Source organism: Streptomyces sp. H27-D2, from assembly GCF_035828615.1.
Classification (GTDB): Bacteria; Actinomycetota; Actinomycetes; order Streptomycetales; family Streptomycetaceae; genus Streptomyces.
The window spans coordinates 1-10218 of record NZ_JAYMZR010000158.1 but is presented as its reverse complement, the minus strand read 5'-3'; the positions used below and the strand labels follow the sequence as shown (position 1 = coordinate 10218).

Genomic DNA, 10218 nt, shown 5'->3' with positions numbered 1-10218 from the left:
TTCCCCGAGGGACTGGTCGCGCACCTGCTGGTGCTGCTCGCCGCCGGCGACCGGCGGCGCGCCGCGGCCGCGGAAGAGGTGCCCGTCCTCGGCGTCCTCGTCCAGGCCGCTGAAGTCGTCCAGACCGAATGAGGACTCCAGTTCGACGGGCCCGTCGAGCGGATCCGCGGAGCCCGCGAAGCGGCTTGCCAACCGGACCGGGACCTCCGCGAGGGCGGCCGACTTGCCGACGGGCAGCTCCCGCTCGCCGGTGTCCTCGGGGGCGCCGGAGCCGAGCTCTCCGCGACCGCCCACCGATTCGCTGAGCAGCACCGCGGGGATGAACACGACCGCGGTGGTGCCGCCGTACGGGGAGGGCTGGAGCGAGACCCGTACGTTCTGCCGCTGGGCGAGCCGGCTGACCACGAACAGGCCCAGCCGGTCGGTGTCGGAGAGTTCGAACTCGGGGGTCTCCGCGAGCCGCAGGTTGGCGTCGAGCAGCGCCTCGGGGGCGATGCCCAGGCCGCGGTCGTGGATCTCCAGGGTGAAGCCGTTGGCCACCCGCTCGCCGAGCACCTGCACGGCGGTGTGCGGGGGTGAGAACACCGTGGCGTTCTCCAGGAGCTCGGCCACCAGGTGGGTGAGGTCGGCGACGGCCGGGCCGTTCACCGCGAGCCGGGGCAGCCGGCGCACCTCGACGCGCTCGTAGTCCTCGACCTCGGCCACGGCCGCGCGCACCACGTCCATCAGCTGGATGGGCTTGCGCCACTGCCGGGAGGGGGCCGCGCCGGAGAGGATGACCAGGCCCTCCGCGTGCCGTCGCATACGGGTGGTGAGGTGGTCCAGGCGGAAGAGGTCGGCGAGTTCCTCGGTGTCCTCGGTGCGGCGCTCCATGCTGTCGAGCAGGGTCAGCTGGCGGTGCAGCAGGACCTGGCTGCGGCGGGCGAGGTTCACGAAGACCTCGGAGACCCCGCGGCGCATGTCGGCCTGCTTGACGGCGGCTTCCACGGCGGACCGCTGGAGGGTGTTGAGCGCCTGGCCGACCTGGCCCATCTCGTCGCCGCCGTACTGGAGCCGCGGCGCCTCGGTCTCGACGTCGACCTGTTCGCCCGCGGCGAGCCGGCGCATCACGCTGGGCAGCCGGGCTCCGGAGACCTCGTGCGCCTCCTTGCGGAGCCGGGTCAGGTCGCGGATCAGGGTGCGGCCGATGCGGACCGAGACGACCAGCGAGACGAGGACGGCGAGGAAGCCGAAGACACCGGCGACCCCGGCCCTGGCGAGGACCCCGATGGCCGCGGGCCGCAGCCGCTCCTGGAAGCGGTCGGCCGCGTCGATGCCCATCCGGTCGAGCTCGTCCAGGACGGTGTCGGCGGAGGAGGTCCAGCGCTCGGCGTTGACGACCCGGTCCGCGCCGGGCGCGCCGGCGGAGATGACCTTGTCCTCGGTCTCGGTCAGCGCCTGGCCCTCACCTCCCCGCCAGTACTTCTCGAAGATCTCGCGGTCGACGGCGGGCAGCATGGGCAGGCTCGTCCGGTAAAGGACGTTCCGCTCGGCCACCCGGTCGGAGAAGGACCGCAGTTCCTGCTTGGTCATATGGCCGGCGGCGAGGGCGGCGGACAGCAGCGCGTCCTCGCGGGAGACGGCTTCGCGGGCGCGGGTGACGTCGACGAGCGCGCGGCCCTGCTTGTCCTTCTCGATGTCGATGCCGGTCTGCAGCGAGTAGAGGAAGTCGTGGCACGGCTCGACCAGCGCGTTGTAGGCGGTGAAGGCGGCGTTACGGGTGATCGTGCCGTCCTCGACCTTGGCGCGCAGCGAGTCGAGCCCGTCCATGCCCTTGAGGATCCCGTCCAGCCGGGCGGCCGAGCCGGAGTTCATCGCGTCGCGCACATCACCGCGGGCCGCGTTGGCACGCAGCCGGTCGACCACCTTGTCGGTGGTACGGGCCTGCCGGTGCATCCGGGTCAGCGCGTCGGATCGGCGCGGGTCCGCCAGGTAGACCAGGGTCTCGCGGCGCTCCCGCTGGACGGCCTGGGCAGTGGTCTCGCTCGGGTAGCCGACCTCGTCGACGACGTCGGAGACATCCAGAAGCTGCTGCGCGTCGCGGCCGGTGATGAAGGTGGCGAAGGCCCAGATCACCGTCAGGGACACCAGCGGCACCATCAACAGCGCCACGATCTTCCGACGGATCGACTTTCCGCGAAAGCGCATGGCCTCCCTAACGTCAACCCCGCTGTACGGGGGAGTCTTCCGGCAACAAACGGCGTGAGCCTACTACTGCCACAGCGGCAACTCGAAGGCCCGTCCGGACAGTAGAGCAGAGGTCCGAAACTCGTTGTCGCGATTTATCAGCCCATGAATTCATTTATTGCCCATGTTTCGGCGTACGGAACCGGAACTTCCGCACACCCGCGCCCCCATGCTCATGGCTGGAATGTCACGCTCCCCGGGAACCTTCGGGCACAGCTGTTCGTGGCCCACTGGAGGACGGAGGGGTGGAATGCCATCGGCCAAAACCGGGCACCCACCCCTGAGTCGGGCAGGTGAGCCCCGACGGGGGACAATGTCCGGCCCAGGGGGAATGGAGGACCGATGGACACCGAATCGCGCAGAGGTGCGCCGAGGCACGGTGAACCCCTCGACGAGGCGCTGGATCACGACATACCTGACCGCTTCGGCCACCCCCTGTGGTCCGAGGAGCCGGTGGGCAGATCGCGGCTGCCCGACCCGGTGCGTACGGCCGCGGTGCGCGCCGTCATCATCGTCGCGCTGACCATGATCCAGTCGATGGTCGCGGTGCTCTGCGCTCTGGCGGGCGCGTGGTTCGCCTTCCCCGCCGTCCTGGGCGCCGTCGCGGGCACCGTGGTGGCCACCTGGGGCGTGCTCGACGTCTGGGTGACCCGGCAGGTCTGGAACCAGCGCGACGGCGTCGTGTCCACTCCCAGCAGCACGGCGCGCGCGCTGCGCCGCAGGGCGCGCCGCGCGAGCGCCCGCGCCCGGCCACCCGGCGGGCGTCGGCCGCACCCTCTCTCGGGCGTCTGATCGGCCCGCCCATTCCTTTCCCCGATCCTCAACGGCGAGGTAGGTTCAGGGACTGACGGTGTGTTCGCGGTACGACCGAGGGGGCCTGCACACATGGCGGAGCGGGACCGGGCTGTCCATCGCATTCCGGAGATCCTGGAGGACACTCGCTGGACCGTGTGCCTGGTCGGCGAGGAACAGTCGGGCAAGCTGGCCCAGGTGACCGCGGGCCTGCGGCACCGACCGGACCCCGACGGCGCGGGCAAACGGATCACCTCCGGCTTCTCCTACTGGGGCCTGGAGTCGACGATCGCCTGGGCGCACGCCTGCAACGACCTCTACTACCCGGTGATGCGCGAAGGCATCGCGTCCTTCAGCCGACGCTGGCAGAACACCGCCGGAGCGCTCCCCGAAGGCACCCTGCACTACGTCAGCCTGGGGCCCGGCACCGGGCAGAAGGACCAGGCGATACTGCGGCAGCTGCGCGAGCGCGGCACCTCCGGGTCCTACATCCCGGTCGACATCAGCGCCGAGATGCTGCGGCTCGGCCAGCGCGAGGCCCTGCACAACCTGCGGATCTCCCCCGGCGACGTACTGCCCGTACAACTGGACTTCGCGCTGCCGCGCAACCTCGACCGGCTCAGGACGCTGATCAAGAGCACCGTCGGCGACGAGCCGGTGCTGTACTCGCTGCTCGGCAACACTCTCGCCAACTTCGACAGCGACACCCAGCTGCTGACCCTGCTCGGCAACAAACTGCTGCGCCCCCAGGACCGTTTCCTGCTCGAAGTGGCCAGCACGGCCGGCCAGGACGACGGCGCCGCGCGGGCCGCGGCGCAGGAGTACGAGAACAGCCCGCGCTTCCGCGAGTTCGTGACCAGCGCGCTGATGCAGTACACCGACCTCCAGATCGACATGGACTGCCTCAGCTGCGAAGGCTCCGTCGAGGGCGAGCGCGCGCTGCGGGTCAAGGTCATCTACCGCAACAGGACCGACCGCACGCTGGTGTTGACACTCCCGGACCGGAGCACCGTCCCCTTCCCCGACCAGGACACCATCCGGCTGCTGCTCACCCGCAAGTACACCCGGGAGGGGCTGGACAAGATGCTGGTGGACGCGGCGCTGCTCAAGGTCGGCGAGACCCACGACGGCGGGCACGCGCAGTTCGACCGCCCGGCGTTCGGCATGGCGCTCATGCTGCTCCAGGCATCGGCGGCGCCCCGGCCGCCGGTCGGCCCCATCCCCTTCGACTGACGGGGCGGGCACGCCATGGGACGGATGGGCCCGCTCAACCGGCAGGTCTTCGCCGCGCTCACCTTCGCCTGTCTGCTGCTCGCCCTGGGCATCTGCGTGTGGTGGTTCGTCTCGGCGCGGTCCGGCCGAAGCGGCGGCTCCTTCGAGCCGGGCATCCAGTCGCTCGCGCTGATCGCCGCCATCACGGGGGTGTTCGCCGAGCGCAGGGCGGCCGCGCGCGAGCGCCGTCAGCAGGCGTTGTGCGCGCTCGCCGACGAGCTGGTGAAGAACACCCAGATCCTCGACGGTGAGGGCTTCGCTCCGCTCCCCCGGCACGCGCCCAAGGCGCGGGTCTATCCACGGCTCGTACTGTCCGCGACGGACGGCGCGCTGGTGTCGGGCGCCTTCTCCGAGCCGGGGCACGGCGAACTGCTCACGCTGCTGCACGAGTGGCGCGACGCCGTGCACGACTTCAACCGGCGGCTCGACCTCGCAGAGCTGCGTACGTACATCAGCCGGGTGCCGGACGCCGAGCTGATCGCCATCGACGACGCGCTGCACCGGGAGGGCGGCCAGTTGGAGAGCCTGCGCCGGCTGCGGGGCACCGCCGAGCAGCTGTTGCGCGAGCAGTACGCGAGGCAGCGGGGCGTCGCCGACCGGCTGGCGCGGCTGCCCGCGCGCGTGCCGGACTGACGACGGCGTTCGTCCCGGGACACCGCCCCGGGACGCCGCCCCGGGACGCCGCCCCGGCGGGCGTGGCTACTGCGTCGGTGTGCCGGCCTTCGCGGGGTCCTCGGGCTCCGCTGCCTGGCCGGGTTCCGCCGCTTGACCGGGTTCCGCCGGCTCCTGGGTATCCGCCGCGTCAGCCCCGGCTGCCTCCGCCGCCGCTTCCGGCTCGGTGGCCTCCGCGGCCGTGACCTCGGGCGGGCGGCGGAACATCCGGGTCGCGGTGATCTCGCCGTGCACCGGCTCGCTCGCCGGGTCCTGCACCGGCAGCCCCGGACGCAGGTGCTCCTCGACGCTGATGTACTTCAGCCCCGCTCGCAGGTCCGCGTCGTTGCGCAGCCGGATGACCAGCGGGAACTCGGCCAGCGCGGTCGTGTCGAACAGCCCGGTCGTATAGAGCAGCTGCACGCCCAGCGCGTCGGCGACCGCCCGCTGCAACTCCAGCAGATAGGTCGCGTTGGCCCGGCCGATCGGGTTGTCGAGGAACAGCGTGCCCGCGAACCGCTGCTTGTCGCGGCCCCGGTCGTTGCTGCGCAGCGCCGCCATCGTGCAGTAGAGGGCGATCGCGGCGGTGAGCAGCTGGCCGCCGGAGAAGACGTCGCCCATCTGTCCGACCGGCACCCGCTCGGCGCGCAGCACCGCGTCCGGCTTGAGGATCTCGACCGCGACGCCCTTGGGCTTCAGCGCCGCCGCCACCGAGCGCAGCAGCAGCGACATCCCGTCCCGCCGCAGGTCCGAGTTCTTCTTCAGGGCCGCGCTGGTGGCGTCGTCGACGACTTCCCCGAGGCGCTCGCTGAGCGTCGTCTGGTCCGGCTCGTCGAAGCGGATGCGCAGGAACTCCTGCCCCGACCACTCCCCCAGCCCTTCGGGCAGCCGCGAGAGCCGCTGGGCGGCGCGCAGGGTGGTCAGGGAGGCGTCCACGAGGCCGCGCAGCCGGTCGATGATGCTGTCCCGGTTGCGTTCCAGCTGGGCCAGTTCGTCGGTGAGCACCCGCAGCCGGGGCGCGAAGGCGTCCGCCCAGGCGGCGGCGTGTTCGGGCAGGGCGGCGGCGGGCAGTTCACGGATCTGCTGCCGGGCGGGCGTGCGGACCTGTTCGTAGCGGGAGGCGTTGGCGTGCCGTACGAGGACGTCGCCGGCCTCGCGGACGGCCGACTCGGCGGCCGTCAGGTCGGCCGCGCAGCCGCGCAGCGCGCGGCGGGCCTCGGTGGCCGTCTGGCGGGCCTCCTCCAGGTTGCCGGGGTAGGGCTCCGGCTGCTCGGCCCCGTCCTCCTCGCGGGGGGCCGTGCCGTCCCTCAGCAGGTCGCGGAGCATCGCGGCGGTCTCTTCGAAGCCGCCGACCGCGTCCTCGGAGACGCGGTGTTCGTGCAGCAGTTCGCTGTGCGTCGCGCGGGCGGCTTCCACTTCGTCGGTGCGGGAGCCGAGTTCGGTGGTGGCGGTGCGCAGCAGTTCCTTGGCGCGTTCGGCGTCGGCCGGGACGAGGTCCGCGGGCAGTTCGGTGTGGGTCGTGCCCTCGGTGGGGGCGAGGCGTTCGGCCTCGCCGCGCAGCCGGCCCAGCTGTTCGCTGGCCGCCGAGGTGCGCGACTCCAGCATCTGCACCAGGGATTCGGCGCGGGCGGCGGCGGCCTGCCGGGAGGGTCCGTCGGCGCCGTCGGTCCCTTCGAGGAGCTGGGCTGCCCGGGTGCGGACCTTGTTGGTCAGCCGGTCCAGCTCGGTGAGGGCGCTGCTCTCGTCGCTCTCGGCGCGGGTCTGTTCGGCGCGCAGATCGGCTCCGACGCCGACCTTCTCGTACAGCTGCGAGGCCGCGCGGTACGCCTCGCGCAGCGCGGCCAGCGCGTGCTTCGGCGCGTCGGGGTCGGCGGGCTGCTCGGCCGCGTCGTCGGGCGCGCCCGCGATCTCGGCGCGCTCGGCGCGCAGGGCGCGCGAGGTGCGGCGGGCGTCGTCGGCGGCGCGCTGGGCGGCGCGGCGGTCCTCGTCGGCGGCGCGGGCCCGGTCCAGGAAGGTGGCGGCGCGGGCCTCGGACTCGGCCGCGTCGTCGGCGAGCGCGCGCAGCCGGGACTGCCAGGCGGGCCGCTCGCGCAGCCGGTAGGCGAGCCCGGAGAGCGCGTCGGCGACCCGGCGGGCGCGCTGGGCCGCTTCCTGCCGCTCGTCGCGGGCGCGGGCGGCCTCGGTCGCGATCTCGTCCGCTTCGGCGCTGACCGTACGGGCCTCGGTGAGCTGCTGCCGGGCGGTGCCGGCGGTGCCGCGGGCGCGGTCGGCGGCTTCGGCCAGCTCGGCGAGGCGGCCGGCCGGGCAGCTGTCGCGCCAGGAACCGATCCGGGCGGCGAGCGCGCGGTCCCCGCCGAGGCGGGCGGCGAGCGTACGGATGTCCTCGTCCCGCGCGGCGGCGCGGGCGCGCAGGGCCCGGCGTTCGTCGTCGGCGGCGCGGTCGTCGTGCATGGCCGGGTTGGGCGGCACCAGGAAGACGCCGGTGTCCTGGGCGTCGGAGGCGGGGGTCGGGGCGAGCAGCGCGGCGGCGGTGCCCACCGCGACGGTGGAGCGCGGCAGCAGCGAGGCCCGGCCGAGCACCTCCCGGGCGCGGGCGTGCGTGTCGGGATCGGTGAGGACGACGCCGTCGACGAGCTCGGGTCTGGCGGCGAGTACGGCGGCGTGGTCGGCCGGGTCGACGGACTGCGCGAGGTAGCGCCAGCCGGGGAGCGCGGGGATGCCGTGCTCGCCGAGGTACTCGACCGCGGCGAGCACGTCGGGGCCGGCGGGCAGCAGTCCGCCGTCGCCGAGCGCGCCCAGGATGCGGGAGTCGTCGGCGGCTGCCGTCCGCAGGTCGAAGAGCTGCCGCTCGGCTCCGGCGACGCTGCCGTCCAGCAGTTCGCGGAGCGTGTCGGCGTTGCGGTCCAGCTCGTCGGCGGTCAGCGGGCCGTCGGCCACCGGGCGGCGGGCGCCCCGGCGGCGGGCCGGGCCCCCGCCCGGGGTGTCCGCGCGGCCGCGCGGGGCGGCGGGGTCGCCGCCGGGGTCCGCGGACTCGACCGCGGCGTCGGCGGAGGCGGTGCGGCCCGGCGCGGACGCGTGGGCGGCGACGGCACCCGGCTGTCCCGTGCGCGGACCCGGCACCGTGTCGGTGGCCGGCTGCTGGGGCAGCCCGAGCAGTTCGATCAGACGCTGCTCGGAGCCGAGCGCCTCGGCCGCGCGCCGCTCCGCGTCGTAGGCGGATTCGGCTGCCTGGGCCGCGTCGGAGGCGCGGGCCGCGGCGAGTTCGGCGCGCGCCTGCTCGGCGGTGGTCTCGCGGGCGCGCTCGGCGCTGAGCTGGGCCGCTTCCCTAGCGGTGTCCCAGCCTGCGGCTGCGGCTTTCTCGGCGTCGGAGGCGGCGAGGGCGGCCCTGGCGGGGTCGGCGTCCGGGGCGGTGTCGTCGAGCCAGCCGGAGCGGACGGCTTCGGCGGTCTCCTGCTCGACCTCGGAGAGCCGTTGGCGCAGGTGCACGGTCTCGCTGCGGGCGCGCTGCGCCTCGGTGGCGGCGGCGGTGGCGTCGCGGTGGGCGGCCTCGCCAGTCGACTGGAGGGCGCTGGAGCGCTCCTCCTCCGCGTTGGCGACCCGCTCGCCGCTCTCGGCGGCGCTGTGCAGGGCCCGGACCAGCGCGGACGCGGCCTGGGCGCGCGCCGCGAGGGCCGGGGCCGCGTCCCGCTCGGCCTCCCGGATGGCGACGGCCACCCGCGCGGAGCGGTCGGCGGCGGAGCGCTGGCGCAGCACGACCTCGGCGGCCTGCCAGGCGGCGTGCAGCGTACGGGCGTCGTTGAGTTCGCGGCGCTGGGCCGCCGCCGACTTCTCGGTGGCCGCGAGCGCGAGGGAGGCGTGCCGGTAGGCGAGTTCGGCGGCGACGAGCGAGCTGCGGCCGCGGCCCTGCTCGGCCTCGGTGACGAAGTGCGCGGCGGACGCGACGCCCTGGGCCAGCTCGGTGGAGCGGCCGCGTTCGAGCTGGGCGCGGGCCGAGAGGCGGTGGGCCAGCGCGCGGGTGCGGCGCTCGGCGGCGGTGTGCACGCCGCGGGCCTGTTCGCGCTGCTCGGCGCTGTCCGCGATGCGGGTCAGCAGGTCGATGGAGCCGGCCGTGAAGTCGCGCTCTGCGGTGAGTTCCGCGCGGCGGCCGAGCTTGTTGGAGAAGCCGTGCACGAGGTCGGCGAGGCCGTCGGTGTCGCGGGTGTCGGTGACGGCCCGCAGCAGCAGGTCGGTGAAGTCGGAGTCGTTCTTGACCGCGAAGAGGCCGGCCGCCTCGCCCTCGTCGGCGTTCATCTCGCGCTGGTAGCGGAAGAGTTCGGGGTCCAGGCCGAGGTCGCCGAGGTGCTCGTTCCAGCGCTCGTGGATCTCCTCCCAGCAGAAGTCCAGGTTCGGGTACGCCTTGTCGGCCTCGGTGATCGCGTCGCGGAAGCCCTTCATGGTGCGGCGGCGTCCCCGCGCGCCGGAGACGCCCTCGACGGCGGGGCGCAGCGCGGTGGCCTCGGCGACGGGCAGCGAGTCCAGGCTCATGCCGGGGCCCGGCCGGAAGGAGTACCAGGCCTCGGCGAACTTCCGCGGGTCGTTGGAGACCTGCCGTCCGCGCCATTCGCAGACCTTGCCGACGACGACGGTCTCACCGGTCAGGACGTGCTGGAACTCCATCGCGACGTGGCCGCAGTCGTCGGCTAGCAGGAACTTGCGGAGCACGCCGGAGCTGGCGCCGCCCAGGGTGTTGCGGTGGCCGGGCAGCATCACCGAGAAGATCAGCTTGAGCAGGACGGACTTGCCGCCGCCGTTCTCCAGGAAGAGCACGCCCGCGGGCGCGGGCCGGCGCGGCGGGCCGGTGGGTTCGTCCTCGAAGAACTCGGCCTGGGCAGGCGCCGGGCTGGGCACCGGTGCGCCGACTCCGCGCAGGTCCAGGACGGTGTCGGCGTAGCGCGCACCGGCGGGCCCGATGGAGTAGAGGCGGACCCGGGACAGCTCGTACATGGCGGCGGACTCTCGTTGAGTGCGGGCGGGACGGGGAGGCGGTGCGGGAGACGGGGCGGGGCGGGGCGGGGCGGGGCAGTCAGGAGTGGAAGGGCAGCCCGGCGTCGGCGGCCAGCTCGAGGGCGGCGGTGTCCGCGGGCGGCAGCAGGGTGGCCGGGCCGGCGCCGACCGGGACCACGCCCAGCTCCAGCAGCTCCGCCATCGCGGCGCTGCCCGCCCTGTCCCGGACCTGGAGCTGGACGCGGGCGCTGGTGCGGGACGCGCCCCCGGCGTCGTCGCCGGTGCGTGGCAGGA

The 10218-nt window shown here is 74.2% G+C and carries 5 protein-coding genes and 1 pseudogene; 3 read left to right on the top strand and 3 right to left on the bottom strand.

The genetic code is table 11. From position 1 onward, the window contains the following. The coding region (locus QMK28_RS32725) for a sensor histidine kinase (RefSeq protein ID WP_326443328.1) at window positions 1-2187 on the bottom strand (2187 nt) is incomplete at its 3' end. A gap of 381 nt (window positions 2188-2568) precedes the next feature. Between QMK28_RS32725 and QMK28_RS32720 the strand changes: the two genes are divergently transcribed. The 3 genes from QMK28_RS32720 to QMK28_RS32710 all read left to right on the top strand — a co-directional run bounded on the left by QMK28_RS32720 (window position 2569) and on the right by QMK28_RS32710 (window position 4923). Beyond that, window positions 2569-3018 carry a hypothetical protein gene (locus tag QMK28_RS32720; RefSeq protein ID WP_326443327.1) on the top strand — a complete coding sequence of 150 codons (450 nt, stop codon included), beginning with the start codon at window positions 2569-2571 and terminating at the stop codon, window positions 3016-3018. A gap of 93 nt (window positions 3019-3111) precedes the next feature. Beyond that, a complete protein-coding gene (locus QMK28_RS32715) occupies window positions 3112-4251 on the top strand; it encodes an L-histidine N(alpha)-methyltransferase (RefSeq protein WP_326443326.1) in 1140 nt (379 codons plus the stop codon). 15 nt (window positions 4252-4266) lie between these two features. After that, window positions 4267-4923 (top strand): hypothetical protein, encoded by a 657-nt coding sequence (locus QMK28_RS32710; protein ID WP_326443325.1) that lies wholly within the window; start codon window positions 4267-4269, stop codon window positions 4921-4923. A gap of 66 nt (window positions 4924-4989) precedes the next feature. Here the strand turns inward: QMK28_RS32710 and QMK28_RS32705 are convergent, their stop codons facing one another. Together QMK28_RS32705 and QMK28_RS32700 are read right to left on the bottom strand one after the other, a co-directional pair. Further along, a complete protein-coding gene (locus QMK28_RS32705) occupies window positions 4990-9924 on the bottom strand; it encodes a hypothetical protein (RefSeq protein WP_326443324.1) in 4935 nt (1644 codons plus the stop codon). A 79-nt stretch (window positions 9925-10003) separates the two neighbouring features. After that, window positions 10004-10218: pseudogene (locus QMK28_RS32700) on the bottom strand (hypothetical protein); the annotation flags it as partial.

Excerpts from the sequence above, each read along its gene's own strand:
- QMK28_RS32720 (WP_326443327.1), top strand. The coding sequence starts at position 2,569 with ATGGACACCGAATCGCGCAGAGGTGCGCCGAGGCACGGTGAACCCCTC.
- QMK28_RS32715 (WP_326443326.1), top strand. The coding sequence starts at position 3,112 with ATGGCGGAGCGGGACCGGGCTGTCCATCGCATTCCGGAGATCCTGGAG.
- QMK28_RS32710 (WP_326443325.1), top strand. The coding sequence starts at position 4,267 with ATGGGACGGATGGGCCCGCTCAACCGGCAGGTCTTCGCCGCGCTCACC.
- QMK28_RS32705 (WP_326443324.1), bottom strand. The coding sequence starts at position 9,924 with ATGTACGAGCTGTCCCGGGTCCGCCTCTACTCCATCGGGCCCGCCGGT.